Raw genomic sequence first — 15,920 nt, forward strand, 5'->3', positions numbered from 1 at the left:
GGTCAAGCGAAGTGCACCACACGAAGTCCCGGGCCCCAGGGTCCGGGACTTCGTGCTGTCACGGGAGCCGCGAGCACCCGCGGGCCGCCCCCGGCGTGTGTTCCGCCGACCGCCTCACCAGTCGACGCGCGCGGCGATCGGCAGGTGGTCACTGCCCGTGGCGGGCAGCCGCCGGACCTCGGTGACGGTCGCCGACCGGGCCATGACCTGGTCGATCCGGGCCACGGGGAAAGAGGCGGGCCAGCTGAACGCGAGCCCCGCGCGCGGTACGTTCAGCCGCGAGGTCAGCGGGGCGAGGCCGCGGTCGTCGACCGTGCCGTTGAGGTCCCCGAGCAGGATCACCCGCTCCAGGCGCTCCGCGGCGACCGCCGCGCCCAGCAGCACGGCGCTCTCGTCCCGGCGCGCGCAGGCGAGTCCCGCCGTCGCGCTCAGCCGCACCGAGGGCAGGTGCGCGACGTAGACGGCGACCTCCCCGCGCGGGGTCACGGCCGTGGCGCGCAGCCCGCGGTTCCAGTCGCTCCCCAGGCCCGTGGGCCGGATGTCGACCGGGCGTACGTCCGTCAGGGGGTACGCCGACCAGAGCCCGACCGTGCCTTCGGTCGCGTGGTGGGGGTAGTCCGCGGCCAGGGCCGCCGCGAAGGCCGGGGCGACGGCGGGCGTCAGCTCCTCCAGGGCGATGAGCCCGGGGTGGGCCGCGGCCAGGGTCCGCGCGGTACCGGCGGGGTCCCGGTTCTCGTCGCTGACGTTGTGCTGGACGACGACCAGGGCGCCGGGCGGGGTGTCGGCGGGAAGCAGCGGCGCCCCGAAGAGGGCGAGCCAGGCGGCCACGGGAAGCGCCTGCGCGCACAGGGCCAGGGCGGAGCGGCGCAGCAGCGCCAGGGCCGCGAGGACGGGGACGCCGAGGCCGAGCCAGGGCAGGAACGTCTCCACCAGGCTGCCGAGGCGGCCGGGGGAATCGGGCACCAGGGTGTGGAAGGCCAGCAGGCAGGCGAGGAGCACCCCGAGCAGGGCGAGGACGCGCCCCCGGCCGGACCGGAGGAGCGTCGGGCGCGGCCGGCTCGGCCTGCTCCGGAGGTCCCGGAGGAGGCCACGGGCGAGGCCACGGGGGTCCCGGAGGTGCCGGAGGCCCCGGAGGCCCCGGAGGCCCCGGAAGTGCGCGCCGCGCACCGGCTAGCCGAGGATCTTGCGCTCGTACGCCACCGCGACCGCCTCCGCGCGGTCCTTCGCGCGCAACTTGCCGTAGATGTGCGTCAGATGGGTCTTCACCGTGGCCTCGCTGATGAACAGGGCCCGGGCGATCTCCCGGTTGGAGGTGCCCTTGGCCACCAGTTCCAGGACCTCGCGCTCGCGGGCCGACAGCGGTTCGTCGGCCGGGGCGGCCGGTGTGCGCACCGCCGTGACGAGGCGGGAGGCGACCGCCGGGGACAGGACGGTGCGGCCTTCGGCGGCGGCCCGTACCGCGGTGAACAGCTCTTCGCGCGGGGCGTCCTTGAGGAGGTAGCCCGTGGCCCCGGCCTCGATCGCGGGCAGGGTGTCCGTATCGGTGTCGTACGTCGTGAGGACGAGGACCTTGGAGCGCAGTCCGCGACGGGTGAGTTCCGCGATGGCGGCCACTCCCCCGCCGCCCGGCATGCGCAGGTCCATCAGGACGACGTCGGGGTCGAGCCGCTCGGCGAGGGCGACGCCCTCCACGCCGTCGGCCGCCTCGGCGAGGACCTCAAAGCCGTCGGCGGAGGCGAACATCCCGCGCAGGCCGTCCCGTACGACGGGATGGTCGTCGCAGATCAGCAGCGTGATGGCGGTCGTGGTGGCGGAGGCGGTGGTATCAGTGGTCATGGGGCACCAACGGTACGCGGGCGGAGACGGCCGTGCCATGACCGGGTTCCGATTCGACGGTGACGCTGCCCGCGATGCGCTCCGTACGGGCGCGCATCCCGTCGAGACCGAAGCCCCCGGTCCCGGTGCGGGGCGGCAGACCGAGGGGGTCGAAGCCCCGGCCGTCGTCGCGGATGTCCAGGGACACCTCGTCCCCCATGAAGGAGAGGGTGACGCCGACCCGTGAAGCGCCCGCGTGGCGGCCCGCGTTGGCGAGGGCCTCCTGGGCGACGCGGAGCAGGGTGGCCTCTATCTCGGTGTGCAGCCGCAGGAGGGTGCCGGTGACGGTGAAGTCGGCGCGGACGCCGTGCCGGGCGCCCCAGTCGCACACCGTCTTCTTCAACGCCTCGTGCAGTGGGTCGTGTTCGAGGTCGAGGGGGCTCAGGTTCTGTACGGAGCGGCGGGCCTCGCCGAGGCTGTGGCGGGCCAGGTGCTGCGCGCTGAGCAGGTGTTCGCGTACGAGGGCGGGGTCCTCGCCCGCGGCCACGACCTGGAGCTGGGCGATGATTCCGGCGAGGCCCTGGGCGATGGTGTCGTGGATCTCGGCGGCGAGCCGGCGGCGCTCGTCGGCGACACCGGCCTCCCGTGCCTGGAGCAGGAGTTGGGCGTGGAGGGCGGCGTTCTCGTCGAGCGCCTGACGCAGGAGGGCGTTGGCGGTCTCCAGTTCGCCGATGGTCTCGGCCTGGATCCGGGCGCGTTCCTCCTCCTGGGCCGCGAAGTGGCTGAACACGCTGAGCATCAGGAGGTTGACGACGAGCACCGCGCCCAGGACCACCCACCCCACGGTCCCCTTGGGGGGCATACCGCCCGACTGGGAGCCGGACATGACGACCGCGGTGGCGAAGAGGCCCGGTTTCACCCAGCGCCGGGGCAGGGTCCGTTCGGCGCCGAAGTAGCCGATGGTGGCGTAGAAGGCGAAGAACGGGTTGAGCCAGGTGAGCGCGAAGGCGAGGGCCCAGCGCAGGAAGTAGTAGACGGTTCCCGCGGAGGACGGCCCGCTGTGGCGGCCGCGGATCCGGCCCCAGGCGAGCTGGAGCAGGACGGCGACGGCGACGAGGACGACGGCGGCCCGGCGGCCGGCGGCGCTCATCAGCAGGTCCGCGGTGGCGATCGAGACGAGCGAGCCGATGCCCAGGAGCACGTACGGGCCCCAGCGGTGGAAGAGTTCCCACCGCGCCTCCAGTGTGCGCCGGTTCCCGTCCGCCCCGTTGTCCATGGCCCCAGTCTCGTCCATGCCGCCCCCGGCTTCCGCCCCGCTCACTGCCAGCGGAACCAGCGGGTGGCGCCGGCCGAGAGCAGGACGGCCCACACGGCGAGGACGCCGAGGTGCGTCCAGCCGGGCCAGTGGCCTCCCGCGGCCTCGCCCAGGGCCTGGGCGGCGGCGCCGAAGGGGGTCAGCTCGACGATGCGGGCGAGGGCGGCGGGCATGGCCTGGACGGGGAGCCACACCCCGGCGCTGAACATCATCGGGAAGAAGACGGCGGACCCGATCGCACCGGCGATCTTCGACGTCCGCGAGACGGCCGAGACCAGCGCGCCCAGCGCGAGGGCGGCCAGGACGGCGAGCAGCAGCGCGAGGACGTACCCCGGGAGCTGCGCGGGGAGCGCGACGCCGAAGACGACCCGTCCCACGGTGATCGAGAGCAGGGCGGAGAGCACCGCGGCCGCGCCGTGCAGCGCCATCTGGGCGCCGAGCAGGGCGGACGGGCGGACGGGCGTGGTCGACATCCGGCGCAGGATGCCGCGTTCGCGGTAGCCGGTGATGACCGGTGGCATCGCCTGCAACCCGGCCATGATCATGGCGAGCAGGACGGCCACGGGGACGTACGCGTCGATGAACCGGATTCCGCCGAGGGCCGGGTCCGGTTCGCGGAAGCCCGGTATCGAGCCGAGGATGGCGACGAGGACGGTCGGGAAGGCCATGACCCAGAAGAGCGTGGCGGGCTCGCGCCGGAAGAGCAGGGTCTCCGTCCTGAGCACGGCGAGCGCGGCCGCGCGGGAGGGCCGTGCGGGGCGGGGGGTGCGGGCGGGGCGGGGAGTACGGGCGCTGCGGGGAGTACGGGCGGTGCGGGGCGGGGTCGGCGCGCTGGTGCCGCTCATGCGGAGTCCTCCGTGAGGTCGAGGAACGCGTCGTCGAGGGTGGCCTCGGACACGCGGAGCTGGTGGGCGGTGATGTGGTGCCGGGCGATGAGGGTGATCACGGCGTTGACGGTGTCGTCGGTGCCGTGGATGGTGAGCCGGCCGTGCCGCTCCTCCACGGCGGCGGCCTGCGGCAGCGCCGCGAGGGCGGCGCGCGCCGGGTCGTCGAGGGGGGCGGCGGGCGTGAAGGAGATGACGGTCGACCCGGCCGCCCGGCGGATCAGCCCCGACGGGGTGTCGAGCGCGGCGACCCGCCCCTTGTCGATGACGGCGATCCGGTCGCAGAGGCGGTGGGCCTCCTCCATGAAGTGGGTGACGAGGAGCACCGTGACCCCGCCGCGGCGGATGTCCTCGATCAGCTCCCAGGTGTCGCGGCGGGCGCGCGGGTCGAGCCCGGCGGTCAGCTCGTCGAGGACGACGACCCTCGGGTTGCCGATGAGCGCGAGCGCGATGAACAGCCGCTGTTTCTGACCGCCCGACAGCTGCCCGAAGCGGGTGGTGAGCCGGTCGGTGAGGCCGAGCCGTTCCGCGAGCGGGCGCCAGTCGGCGGGCGCCGGATAGCAGGCGGCGTACAGGGCGAGCGCCTCGCGCACGGTGAGTTTGGCCGGGAGTTCGCTCTCCTGGAGCTGCGCGCCGAGGATGCGGGTCACCTCGTCGTGGTCGGCGACCGGGTCGTACCCGGCGACCCTGATGGTCCCGGAGTCGGGGATCCGGAGCCCTTCGACGCATTCGACGGTGGTCGTCTTCCCGGCGCCGTTGGGGCCGAGGATGCCGAAGATCTCTCCCTCTTCGACCGTGAAGCCGACACCGTCGACGGCGGGCCGACCGCCGGGCCCGGCGCCCCGGCCGTAGGTCTTGCGCAGCGCGTTGACTTCGATGATTGCCATGTGTCGAGGATCCCGGCGGACGGGGCGGCGGCACATCGCCCATCGCGCTCGACGCCGCATCATCCGATCGGTTGACCGGCCGTACGACCCGCCCCGGACGGCGGCCGCCACGACGGCGCCGCCCGGGCCGGAGAGACGCCCTGCTCCTGGCCGGCTGCGGGCCCCTCGGCGGGGAGGGGGCGACGCCGGCGCGAAGGCTTCGAGGGCGGCGCGGGACGCCGGGAAGCCGCTGCCGATCGGTCGGCCGAGCCGTCCGGCGCGGGGACTCACCGGCAGAAGGGCCGGAACCCCACGCGGTGCGCACCGTTCCTCCTGCCGGAGGGGACGTCCACGGCCGTCACCGCCTCCCGCGGCCCCTGCGAGGAGCCGCTGAAGCAGACCCTTCGGCCGGGACGGGACCGGCCCACGGGGTCATGACGAGGCGTCGGCCGGAGCTGCGGCGGCGCAGTCCGCGTGGCCCCAGCGGGCGCCGAGCTTGGCGATCATCTCACCGGCCGCGTAGGGCTTCCCGCACGGGCAGCTGCCGGGGAACTTCGCCTTGATGGCCCGCCCTGCCCGGTTCGGCGCCGTCCCGGCGGCCGCCGCCGCCCGCTTCGCCGGGGCGCCGGACTTCTGCCGCGCGGGGGCGCTGCGGGCCGGAGCCGGGACCGGGATGGTCTCGGTGCCGAGGGCCGTCCCCGCCGCCTGCTGCGTCACGGCCGCGTCACTGGCGGCCTGGTCGGCGATCGCGTTGAGGTGATCGCCGTCCTCGCGGTGGGCCGGGACGTAGCGGAACTCCACGTCCCGGTCCGTCAGCAGCGCGTCGATGCTCTCGACCAGTTCGCGGTTGGCGACCGGCTTTCCGGCCGCGGTCTTCCAGCCGTTGCGCTTCCAGGCCGGCAGCCACTGCGTCACGGCCTTCATGGCGTACTGGGAGTCCATCCGTACCTCGATGGACGTGCCCGGCACCACGGCTTCCAGGAGCCGCTGGAGGGCGGTGAGTTCGCCCACGTTGTTGGTGGCGCGGCCGAGCGCGCCGGACTCCCAGCGCTCCGGGCGACCCGCGGAATCCGCGATGACCCACGCCCACCCGGCAGGCCCGGGATTCCCCTTCGCCGCCCCGTCGCAGGCGGCAATGATGCGATCAGACATCCCCCGATCATGCCCCACCGGCGCCGGTATCCGGGCATCGGCGGGTGGCGGCGGGTGGCGGGGTGGCACTACTGCCACCCCGGACCCTGGTGGCAGTGGTATCGCGTCGACGGCGCCCCGCGGACGAGGATCGGAACGACCGAAAACGCCCGACGGGGAGAGACATCACATGCACGTGTCCAGGAAAAACGGGAAGAAGCGGAAGCCCTCGCGCCGGGTCGCCGCGGCTGTCGTGTGCGGGCTGCTCGCCGCGGCGGCGCTGCCGATGGCCTCCGCGAGCGCGTCGAACGCCACGGCCGCGTCGCCTGCGACGAAGACCGCTCCGCCCGTACCGGAGCGCTACCGCGCCCAGCGGCTCGACTGGGGCCCCTGCGCGACGGGTCCGCTGGAGTGCGCCTCGATGGCCGTGCCCCGGGACTGGTACCACCCGGACGCCGGGCCGAGCCTGCGCGTCGAGGTGTCCCGGCACCGCGCGACGGATCCGGCGCAGCGGCGCGGCGTCCTGATGATGGCGGCGGGCGGTCCGGGCGCCTCGGGCCTGGGCCGCCCCGCGTCCCTGGCGCAGTACAGCCCGAAGCTGGCGGCGGCGTACGACATCGTCAGCTTCGACCAGCGCGGTGTGGGCGCCAGCACCCGGGTGGTCTGCTCCGACCAGGACAAGGTCGACGCGCTGTTCGCCAGTGGCGACCTGCGCGACCGCTCCCCCCAGGCCCTCGCCGGGACCGTGGAGCGGGCCCGTGACTTCGTCCGGGACTGCGTGCGGAACTCGGGCGCCCTGCTGCCGTACATCACCACCGATCAGGCCGTGCACGACATGGACCTGTACCGGGGGCTGCTGGGCGCGGACACGATCTCCTACTTCGGGCCGTCGTACGCGACCGTCCTCGGGGCGTACTACGCGACCGAGTTCCCCCGCCGCGTGGAGCGGGTCGTACTCGACAGCAGCGTCGACTTCAGCGGTAGCTGGCAGTCGTTCCAGATGGGCCAGCCGATGAGCTTCCAGCGCCGGTTCGAGCAGGACTTCCTGCCGTGGCTGGCGGCGAACGACGCCACCTACCACCAGGGGACCACGCCCGCCGCGGCGCAGGCCTCCTACGAGCGGCTGCGGGCCGCCCTGAGCGCGCACCCGCTCGACATCGAGGGGACGGTGATCACCCCCAACCACCTCGACGTGGCGACGTCGGACGCGATCTACAACACGGGCCGCTTCGCTTCCTTGGCCCAGCTCCTCGGCGTCCTCGAACAGCCTGAACAGGCACCGGCGCCGGTGCGGACCGCGGTGGCCGCCCGGTTGAAGCACGTCATGGGGGCCGCCTTCGTCGCCGACTACTTCACCGTGACCTGCGGGGACACCCCGTGGACCAGGGACGGCCGGTACTGGCTGGAGCAGAGCGGCGAGGAGACGCGCGACCATCCGCTCGTCGGGGCCCGCGAGCTGACCTTCGCCTCGATCTGTGCGAACTGGCCGCGGACCGGGGCGCCGCGCGTCAAGGTCACCGGCGCCGGGCTGCCGCCCGTGCTGATGCTCAATTCGACGAACGACCCGGCGACGTACTACGAGGGGGCCCTGCGCGCCCACCGCGCCCTGGCCGGTTCCCGGCTGGTGACGGTCGACGGGGGCGACCACGGCCAGTACCAGAACAACAACGCGTGCGTCGACGCGCACGTCGAGGCGTACCTCCTGAACGACACCCTGCCCGCCGAAGGCACCCGCTGCCCGGGCGGACCCCTGCCTGCTGCGGCCCCCGAATAAAAAATTCGTAAGACCGGCGCATGATCGGGCCGGGGTGGGGCAGGCGGGGGCCCGGAGGTTGATGACGACCGCTGGTGATGCCGGTGCCGCTGGTACCGGTGGGACCAGCACGAAGACCCACACGTTCACGCGCGCCATGGCTGTGGCCCGCCCCACCGTCCCTCAGGGGAACGGGGCGACGGGCCATGGCCATGCGGTCGTGCGGCGGCGAGTTCGGGCCAGAACTGCCGTTGCCGGTCGCGCCGTTGACCGTGAGCCGTTACTACTTCCACGTCACCCCCGTGATCGTGTAGCTTCCGGAACCGTTTGATCCGTATCGCTGCACACGCCCCACCAGGAGGACTCGTGCCCGCTCCCGTCACCGCCTCGACCACCGGCGCCAGCACCGGGCGACCGCCGGGCCGGATACCGGCGGGAGGAGCGCTGGTCTCTTGAGATTCCGCATCGGGCGCCCGACGAACCCGCCCACGCACCCAGAGCCGGAGGACCAGGGCCACCACGCGGCCCCCGACCTCGCCGCCGACGTCGGCGTCGGCGAGCCGGCCCCCGTCGAGCCACCCCTGTCGCCCCACGAGATAGCGCTCATACGGGCTTCCGTCTCGGTCGTCGAACCGCTCGCCGCCGACATGACGGTCTACTTCTACGCGATCCTCTTCGCCCGCTACCCCGAGGTCCGGCCCATGTTCCCTCCGGGCATGGACACCCAGCGCGGCCGCCTGCTCCGCGCGCTGCTGCACATCGTGGACCTGGTCGACGATCCGGAAAGCCTGGTCCGCTTCTGCGGCCACCTCGGCCGCGACCACCGCAAGTTCGGCACCCTCAGCGCACACTTCCCGGCCGTCGGCGAGTGCCTCCTCAGCGCCCTCGCCCGCTACGCCGGACCCGCCTGGACCGCCGACACCGCCGCCGCCTGGACCAAGGCCTACGGGGTCGTCGCCGACGTCATGATCAGCGCCGCCGAGCAGGACGAGGCGCAGCGTCCCGCCGTCTGGCCCGCCACGGTCGTGCACAAGGTCCCGCGCGGACACGGCATCGCCGAGATCACCGTGCGGCCCCACATGCCCTACGCGTATGCGGCCGGGCAGTACGTCAGCCTCGAGACGCAGTGGTGGCCCAAGCAGTGGCGGTACTACTCCCCCGCCAACGCTCCCCGCCAGGACGGCACCCTCACCTTCCACGTGCGCGCGGTGGCCGGCGGCTCGGTCAGCGACGCGCTCGTCCACCACTGCGTCGTGGGCGACGTACTCCAGCTCGGCCCGCCGATGGGCGACATGGTGCTCGACGCCGCCGTCCACAAGGACCTGCTCTGCGTGGCGGGCGGCACGGGACTCGCGCCGATCCGCGCGATCGTCGAGGACGTGGCCCGGCGCGGCGGACGGCACAAGGTCGACCTGTTCCTCGGCGCCCGTACCGGCGCCGAACTGTACGGGGTCAACGACATGCTCCGGATGGCACAACAGCACCACTGGCTGTCCATCAGGGGCGCCGTCTCCCACGAGTACATCCCCGGCATCCGGGGCTCCCTGCCGCAGGTCCTGGCCGAATACGGCCCCTGGTACCAGCACGACGTCTACCTCAGCGGACCGGCCCCGATGGTGGTCTCCGCCAGCCAGACGCTCACGCACCACGGTACCCAGCGGGACCGCATCCACCACGACCCGTTCGAGACCCCGGTCCTGTCCACTCCATGAGCCACGCGCGCCGCCGTGCCGATCCCTGCCAGGAGAACGCCCCCGTGACCTTCCCCCCACCGCCCTTCGGATCAGCGGGTGAACACCGGCTGCAGCAGCACCTGGGCAGCGCCGAGCGCGCCGCCCGGTTCTACGACCAGCAGGTCCGGCCGTGCCTCACGGCCGAGATGCGGGAGTTCATCAGCCACCAGAACATGGTCTTCCTGGCCACCTCCGATGCCCACGGCGCATGCGACTCCAGCTTCCGGGCGGGGCCCCCCGGATTCGTGCACGTCCTGGACGAGCACACCCTCGCCTACCCCGAGTTCCGGGGCAACGGCGTGCTCGCCAGCGCCGGCAACATCACGGAGAACCCCCATCTCGGCATGCTCTTCGTCGACTTCACGCACCACCACATCGGCCTGCACGTCAACGGCACCGCCCACCTCTACGCCGATGCCGACCTCCGCTCCGCACGGCCCGGCCTGCCCGACGACATCGCGCCGGGGCGCCGCCCCGAGCTGTGGGTCCACCTCACCGTCGAAGAGGCCTACATCCACTGCTCCAAGTACATACCGCACCTCGTACCGGGACCCCGGCCCGGCCACCGGCCCGACCGGCCGAAGGACGCCGACTACTTCACCGGCTCCCGCACGGCACCGGTCGACCCGGTGATGCACCGAGGCTGACGCGGCGCGCCCCGCACGGCGGGACGCCGGACCCGTTCCCGGGCCCGGCGCCGCGCTCAGCCGCCCACGTGGATGCCGGGGCGGCGGTGGGGGTCCGGTTCGTGGCTGCGGATGATCTCGCGGGTGACGGGTGCGGTGTCACCGCGGCCGAGGAGGAAGTACCGGACCATGTGGACGAACGGGCTGCCCTCGGCCCAGGCGAAGTAGCAGTGCGGCTGGACCTTGGTGGCGTCCCGCAGGGCCAGCAGGACGGCGGCGATGGCGTTCGGCGCCGCCGGTGCGTCCGCGCGCAGGATCCTGTAGCCGTCCACCTCGACGCCGCGGACGGTGAGGGTCTCGCTGAAGTCGGAGGGATCGACCACGTCGATTTCCAGGAACAGTACGTCGGCCTGTCCGGGGACGGGGTTGACGCCGCGCTGTTCGCGTTCCTTCGCGCTGTACTCCTCGACGTCGCCGGCCTGGCGGCGGTTGGCGATGATGTTGATGGCGTTGTCGTGGGCGAGGGTGTCGTCGATGAACCGGCGGGCGTCGCGGTCGAAGACGATGCGGTCGGCGCGCAGTTCGGTGGTGCGTGAGATGCGGGAGATCAGCGACACGATGACGATTCCGGCGATGAAGAAGGCGGAGATCACGATGCCGTCGGGCTTGTCGATGATGTTGGCGACGAGCGCGTAGAGCAGGACCGCGGTGAGCAGGGCGAAGCCGATGGTGGCCGGGCGCCGGCGGTGGCGGGCGACGGAGACGGTGACGGCGAAGGCTCCGGAGACCATCATGGCCAGGATGCCGGTGGCGTAGGCACCGGCCTGCTTGTCGACATTGGCGTCGAAGGCGATGGTGATGAGGATGCACAGGCCGGTGTAGACGATCACGACGGGGCGTACGGCGCGTCCCCACTCGGGGGCCATGCCGTAGTCCGGCAGGTAGCGGGGAACGATGTTGACCAGGCCCGCCATGGCGGAGGCACCGGCGAACCACAGGATGAGGATCGTGCTGATGTCGTAGGCGGTCCCGAACGCCTCACCGACGTGCTCGTGCGCCAGCCAGGCCAGCGCGCGGCCGTTGGCCGCCCCGCCGGGCTCGAAGGCGGCGTGCGGGATGAGGACGGTGGTGACGAAGCTCGCCGAGAGCAGGTAGACGCTCATGACGAGAGCGGCGGTGGTCAGCAGGCGGCGGGCGTTGCGGATGCGGGCGCGCAGGCGCTCCTCGGGATCCGCGCCGTCGGCGGCGATGAGCGGCATCATGCTCACGCCGGTCTCGAAGCCCGACAGGCCCAGTACGAGGAGGGGGAAGGCCAGGAGCGCGGGCCCGACCAGGTCACCGAAGCCGCCACCGCCCTCGACCAGGGCGTCCGTCCAGGCCGACCACGCGCCGGGCGTGGTGAAGACCTCGACCAGGCCGATGCCGATGACGACCGCGTTCAGTACGAGGAAGACGGCGACCAGCGGGATGGCCACGCTGACCGCTTCGCTGAACCCGAGGAGGAACACCCCGCCGAGCACCAGGAGCAGCACCACGGTGAGGGCGACCTCGTGGCCGTGGAGCACCTCGGGGAAGAAGGGGTTCTCCACCACGTGGACGGAGGCGTCGGCGGTGGAGAGGGTGATCGTGATGATCCACGAGGTGGCCACGAAGCCGAGCAGGACCAGGACGAACAGCTTGCCCCACCAGAAGGGCAGCAGGTCCTCCAGCATCGCCACCGATCCGGCGCCGTGCGGGCTTTCCTTCGCGACGCGCCGGTACATCGGCAGCATTCCCAGCAGGGTCAGCGCGACGATCAGCAGCGTCGCCAGGGGCGAGACCGCCCCCGCGGCGAGGGCCGCGATCGCGGGGACGTAGGCCAGGCTGGAGAAGTAGTCCACCCCGGTCAGGCACATCACCTTCCACCAGGCGTGCGGCTCGGCATGCCCCTCGCCGGCCCCCGGGCCCACGGGCTGCACCTGGTGGCGCAGCATCCACCGCTCCAGCCGACCGGACGGCTGGGCCCGCAGGGCCGGGCTGTCCACTTCCTCCGGCATCAACGGCTCGCTCGCTTCGTTCATGTCCCCCATCAACCCTTTCCCGCCTGCCTGACGCGTCCGCACGACGGCCCCTGGCTCAGGGCCGCGCACGATCAACGAGTATGGGGCTGGCGTTGACGGATCCTTGACAGGCCCGCACCCACCACCCTCCCCGCCGCGCGTTCCCCGTGGACCGCCCCACACCCGTAGACCCCCGCTTGGCCGCACCAAACCCACGCGAGGCGGGAGAAGTTGACGACACCCCCCGCGCACCGGCCCCCACACCCCCGCGCCCGGGAACCCGTTCCCGGATTTCCAGCGGAGCCCCGCCCCGAAAAACCTTGACGCATCCCTAACACCCGAGCGGCCCTCCGTACCACGCACTCATGGAGACGCCGGAGAACACATCCGCGGAGCGGGTGGCCCGAGGGGCGGCCGCGGGCCGTCGGGCCACGCTCACGTGGGCCAAGGGAGCCGGCATCCGTCTCGGCGTGGTCGGCATCGTGACGGGGGCACGGGCGTCGTCACGCCCGGCGCGGCGGGGCGCGTCCAGCGAGCGGTAGGGCCCCGACCACGTCTTGTGGCGGGGCCCCCGGCTTGGCCAACGGCTCAATGGCCCTGCTCGTTCATCAGGTCGATCAGGTCCTGGGCCGCGTTGGGGCCCGAGACGATGTCGGCGAGCTCGGCCCCGTCGAAGGGGGCGGGCTCGGCGCCGCGGAGGAACAGGGCCCGCTCGTACTCGGCCAGCGCGGTCTCGATGGCGTCGGGGTGGGCCACCAGGGCCTCGGCGAGTTCGGCGCCGTCGAGCATGGCGAGGTTGGCGCCTTCGCCGTTCGGGCCCGCGAGGTGGGCGGCGTCGCCGATCAGGGTCACCCCCGGCACGCGGTCCCAGCGGTGGCCGACCGGGAGCGTGTAGTGGGGACGCAGGACCGGATCGGTGTCGCCGTCGGTGATCAGGGCGGTGAGTTCCGGTGCCCAGCCGTCGAACTCCCGCGCGATCCGGGCCCGGACCGCGGCCGCGTCCGTGAAGTCGATGGCGGCGAACCAGTCCTGCGGCCTGGCCAGCGCGACGTAGGTGTGCAGCGTGTCGCCGCTCTCCCGGTGGGCGAAGATCTCCCTGCCCGGGGCGGGTGCGATCAGCATTCCGCCGCCGACCGCCTTCGCGGCGGCCGGGTGGCGGGTGTCGGCGTCGTACAGGTACGTCTCGACGAACGAGGTGCCGGTGTACTCGGGTACGGCGGCGGAGAGCAGCGGCCGGACCCGTGACCACGCGCCGTCCGCGCCGACCAGCAGGCTGGTGGCGACGGCGGCGCCGTCGGCGAACCGCACCTCGTGGCGGCCCTCGCCGAGGGAGCGGGTCCCGCTGACCTTGCGCCCCCACCGGACGGTGCCGTCAGGGAGCGAGTCGAGCAGGATCCGGCGCAGTTCACTGCGCTGGGCCTCGGGGCGTCCTCCCGTGCCGTCGTCGGCCTTGTCGAGCAGGACGGTCCCGTCCCGGTCGAGGATCCGCATCGCCTGGCGGCCCTCCAGGACGATGGCGTGGAACTCGTCCATGAGGCCGGCCGCCTCGAGGGCGAGCTGCCCGTTGTAGTCGTGGATGTCGAGCATCCCGCCCTGCGCGCGGGCCGTCGGGGAGGCCTCGGCCTCGTACACCGTGACCGGGATTCCGTGGACGTGGAGGACGCGGGCCAGCGTGAGTCCGCCGAGCCCCGCGCCGATGATCGTGACGGGCGTGTACATGGTGGCTCCTTGGGTTCGGGCCGCCCGATGGGTTCCGGCAGGCCGTTTCCCGAAAGGTGCCAGGCCCCGCGGGCGGGGCGCCGACATCCGGCCGACACCCCCCGACGGCCTCCGACAGACGACCGACACCCGTGCCGTATGCTCCGACGGCGCCTACGCCACCTACGTCTCGGACCTCGCCGTCGACGCCGCCCACCAGCGTCGGGGCGTGGCCGGGACCTGCTCGCCTCGACCCAGGCCGCCGCTCCCCAGGTGTCGGTGATCCTCCTCGCGGCTCCGGCCGCCGTGGACTACTACCCCCGCATCGGGTTCGTCCGCCACGATTCCGCCTGGACCCTCGCCGGCCCGCTGCCGGAACGCAGCGCCTGAGCCGTCAGCGGCGTCGGCGCGCGTTGAGCCGGGCGGCCTGGCGCGTCAGATGGTCGCGCTCGGCGAGGTTGGGCGCCTTGTAGGCGGCCTCGGCGTACAGCCGTGCAGCCGTCGCCAGGTCGCCGTCGCGCTCGTGGAGGTAGGCCGCCACCGCGGCGTGGCGGGGCAGGGAGGCGTCCAGCGCCGCGAGGGCCGCCAGGCCGGCGCGCGGGCCGTCCGCCTCCCCGACGGCGACCGCGCGGTTGAGCCGGACGACCGGGCTGTCCAGCAGGCGCGTGAGCTCGTCGTACCACTCGACGATCTGCACCCAGTCGGTCTCCTCGGCGGTGGGCGCGTCGGCGTGCAGTGCCGCGATGGCGGCCTGGGCCTGGAACTCGCCCAGCCGGTCGCGGGCGAGCGCCGCCTGGAGGATCGCGACGCCCTCGGCGATCGAGTCGGTGTCCCACCGGCCGCGGTCCTGCTCGGCGAGCGGTACGAGGCTGCCGTCGGGCCCGGTCCGGGCGGCGCGCCGGGCGTGGTGGAGCAGCATGAGGGCGAGCAGCCCGGCCACCTCGGGGTGGTCGATCGCGGCCGCGAGCTGCCGGGTGAGCCGGATGGCCTCGGCGGCGAGGTCGACGTCGCCGGAGTAGCCCTCGTTGAAGACGAGGTACAGCACGCGCAGCACGGTGGCGACGTCGCCGGGCCGGTCGAAGCGCACGCCGGAGACGGTGCGCTTGGCCCGGCTGATGCGCTGGGCCATGGTCGCCTCGGGCACCAGGTAGGCCTCGGCGATCTGGCGGGTGGTCAGTCCGCCGACGGCGCGCAGGGTGAGCGCGACCGCCGATGCCGGGGTCAGCGCCGGGTGGGCGCACAGGAAGTAGAGCTGCAGCGTGTCGTCCACCGCGGGCGCCGGCCCGGGCGCGGGCTCCTCCTCGACGCGGTCCTCCCGCCGGCGGCGGGTGGCATCGGCGCGCGTCGCGTCGAGGAACTTGCGCCAGGCCACGGTGACCAGCCAGCCCTTGGCGTCCCGGGGCGGGTCGGCCGCCCAGACCCGGAGCGCTTCGACGAGCGCGTCCTGGACGGCGTCCTCGGCCGCCGCGAAGTCGGCTCCGCGGCGGACGAGGATCCCGAGCACGCTCGGTGTGAGGCTCCTGAGCAGGGCCTCGTTCATCGATGGGGGCAGTCCGTGGTGGCGGGCGACGCGGCCAGGAACGGGCGCACCTCGAGCCACTCGTGGATCGGCTTCCCGCCCGCCCCGGGGGCGGCCGACAGTTCCCCGGCCAGTGCGACGGCGCGTTCGTAGCTGTCGACGTCGATGATCATCCAACCGGCGATCAGGTCCTTGGTCTCCGCGAACGGTCCGTCGGTGACCGGCGGGCGCCCTTCACCGTCGTAACGGACCCACGCCCCCTCGGGAGCGAGCGCCTGGCCGCCGACGAATTCGCCCGTCTTCTCCAGCTCGGCGGCGAAGTCGTTCATGTACCGCACGTGGGCCGTGATCTCCTCCGGCGTCCACTGGTCCATCGGTACGTCGTTGACCGGAGCCGGGGCGCCGCGGTAGTGCTTCAGCAGCAGGTACTTGGCCATCGTGGTTCTCCTCGGTGCTCGTACGACCCATTGTGGTCGCGTTCACCCCGGGGACGGACCCGGACGCGGGTTCTCGACATCCCCGGCCGATGTCCCTCGGATTC

At 73.3% G+C, this 15,920-nt stretch carries 13 protein-coding genes; 3 read left to right on the forward strand and 10 right to left on the reverse strand.

What is annotated here, in order from left to right; all coding sequences use genetic code 11:
- Positions 1–114: 114 nt before the first annotated feature.
- The 6 genes from ABT084_RS20170 to ABT084_RS20195 form a co-directional block, all read right to left on the reverse strand.
- Entirely contained in the window at positions 115–1,008 is an 894-nt protein-coding gene (locus ABT084_RS20170) for an endonuclease/exonuclease/phosphatase family protein (protein ID WP_502968980.1), read from the reverse strand.
- A 162-nt stretch (positions 1,009–1,170) separates the two neighbouring features.
- Positions 1,171–1,836 carry a response regulator gene (locus ABT084_RS20175; protein WP_351045541.1) on the reverse strand — a complete coding sequence of 222 codons (666 nt, stop codon included), beginning with the start codon at positions 1,834–1,836 and terminating at the stop codon, positions 1,171–1,173.
- A complete protein-coding gene (locus ABT084_RS20180) occupies positions 1,826–3,091 on the reverse strand; it encodes a sensor histidine kinase (protein WP_351045544.1) in 1,266 nt (421 codons plus the stop codon). Before ABT084_RS20180 ends, ABT084_RS20175 begins: the two co-directional genes overlap by 11 nt.
- 41 nt (positions 3,092–3,132) lie before the next feature.
- On the reverse strand, positions 3,133–3,975 hold the full coding sequence (locus ABT084_RS20185; RefSeq protein ID WP_351045546.1) for an ABC transporter permease: 843 nt from the start codon (positions 3,973–3,975) through the stop codon (positions 3,133–3,135).
- Positions 3,972–4,901: an ABC transporter ATP-binding protein gene (locus ABT084_RS20190; protein WP_351045549.1), complete on the reverse strand. Its 930-nt coding sequence runs from the start codon at positions 4,899–4,901 to the stop codon at positions 3,972–3,974. Before ABT084_RS20190 ends, ABT084_RS20185 begins: the two co-directional genes overlap by 4 nt.
- Before the next feature lie 411 nt (positions 4,902–5,312).
- On the reverse strand, positions 5,313–6,032 hold the full coding sequence (locus tag ABT084_RS20195) for a ribonuclease H family protein (protein WP_351045552.1): 720 nt from the start codon (positions 6,030–6,032) through the stop codon (positions 5,313–5,315).
- 175 nt (positions 6,033–6,207) lie between these two features.
- On the opposite strand from ABT084_RS20195, the gene ABT084_RS20200 reads away from it, so the two are divergent.
- The 3 genes from ABT084_RS20200 to ABT084_RS20210 all read left to right on the forward strand — a co-directional run bounded on the left by ABT084_RS20200 (position 6,208) and on the right by ABT084_RS20210 (position 10,144).
- Complete coding sequence (locus tag ABT084_RS20200) at positions 6,208–7,785, forward strand: alpha/beta hydrolase (RefSeq protein ID WP_351045554.1); 1,578 nt, start codon at positions 6,208–6,210, stop codon at positions 7,783–7,785.
- A gap of 431 nt (positions 7,786–8,216) precedes the next feature.
- Complete coding sequence (locus tag ABT084_RS20205) at positions 8,217–9,476, forward strand: globin domain-containing protein (RefSeq protein ID WP_351045557.1); 1,260 nt, start codon at positions 8,217–8,219, stop codon at positions 9,474–9,476.
- Positions 9,477–9,520: 44 nt separating this feature from the next.
- A complete protein-coding gene (locus ABT084_RS20210; protein ID WP_351045560.1) occupies positions 9,521–10,144 on the forward strand; it encodes a pyridoxamine 5'-phosphate oxidase family protein in 624 nt (207 codons plus the stop codon).
- Between the two features lie 56 nt (positions 10,145–10,200).
- Here ABT084_RS20210 and ABT084_RS20215 read toward each other — a convergent pair whose 3' ends face one another.
- From ABT084_RS20215 to ABT084_RS20230, 4 genes are all read right to left on the reverse strand, one after another.
- Positions 10,201–12,159 (reverse strand): APC family permease, encoded by a 1,959-nt coding sequence (locus ABT084_RS20215; protein ID WP_502968981.1) that lies wholly within the window; start codon positions 12,157–12,159, stop codon positions 10,201–10,203.
- A 591-nt stretch (positions 12,160–12,750) separates the two neighbouring features.
- Positions 12,751–13,881 (reverse strand): FAD-dependent oxidoreductase, encoded by a 1,131-nt coding sequence (locus ABT084_RS20220; protein ID WP_351045565.1) that lies wholly within the window; start codon positions 13,879–13,881, stop codon positions 12,751–12,753.
- A 373-nt stretch (positions 13,882–14,254) separates the two neighbouring features.
- On the reverse strand, positions 14,255–15,400 hold the full coding sequence (locus ABT084_RS20225; RefSeq protein ID WP_351045567.1) for an RNA polymerase sigma factor: 1,146 nt from the start codon (positions 15,398–15,400) through the stop codon (positions 14,255–14,257).
- Complete coding sequence (locus tag ABT084_RS20230) at positions 15,397–15,816, reverse strand: YciI family protein (RefSeq protein ID WP_351045570.1); 420 nt, start codon at positions 15,814–15,816, stop codon at positions 15,397–15,399. Before ABT084_RS20230 ends, ABT084_RS20225 begins: the two co-directional genes overlap by 4 nt.
- Between the last annotated feature and the right edge of the window lie 104 nt (positions 15,817–15,920).

The sequence above is a fragment of the Streptomyces sp. NPDC002138 genome (assembly GCF_040296485.1).
Lineage (GTDB): Bacteria > Actinomycetota > Actinomycetes > Streptomycetales > Streptomycetaceae > Streptomyces.

Coding starts and splice junctions, on each gene's coding strand:
- ABT084_RS20175 (WP_351045541.1), bottom strand. CDS start 1,836: ATGACCACTGATACCACCGCCTCCGCCACCACGACCGCCATCACGCTG.
- ABT084_RS20180 (WP_351045544.1), bottom strand. CDS start 3,091: ATGGACAACGGGGCGGACGGGAACCGGCGCACACTGGAGGCGCGGTGG.
- ABT084_RS20185 (WP_351045546.1), bottom strand. CDS start 3,975: ATGAGCGGCACCAGCGCGCCGACCCCGCCCCGCACCGCCCGTACTCCC.
- ABT084_RS20190 (WP_351045549.1), bottom strand. CDS start 4,901: ATGGCAATCATCGAAGTCAACGCGCTGCGCAAGACCTACGGCCGGGGC.
- ABT084_RS20195 (WP_351045552.1), bottom strand. CDS start 6,032: ATGTCTGATCGCATCATTGCCGCCTGCGACGGGGCGGCGAAGGGGAAT.
- ABT084_RS20215 (WP_502968981.1), bottom strand. CDS start 12,159: ATGCCGGAGGAAGTGGACAGCCCGGCCCTGCGGGCCCAGCCGTCCGGT.
- ABT084_RS20220 (WP_351045565.1), bottom strand. CDS start 13,881: ATGTACACGCCCGTCACGATCATCGGCGCGGGGCTCGGCGGACTCACG.
- ABT084_RS20225 (WP_351045567.1), bottom strand. CDS start 15,400: ATGAACGAGGCCCTGCTCAGGAGCCTCACACCGAGCGTGCTCGGGATC.
- ABT084_RS20230 (WP_351045570.1), bottom strand. CDS start 15,816: ATGGCCAAGTACCTGCTGCTGAAGCACTACCGCGGCGCCCCGGCTCCG.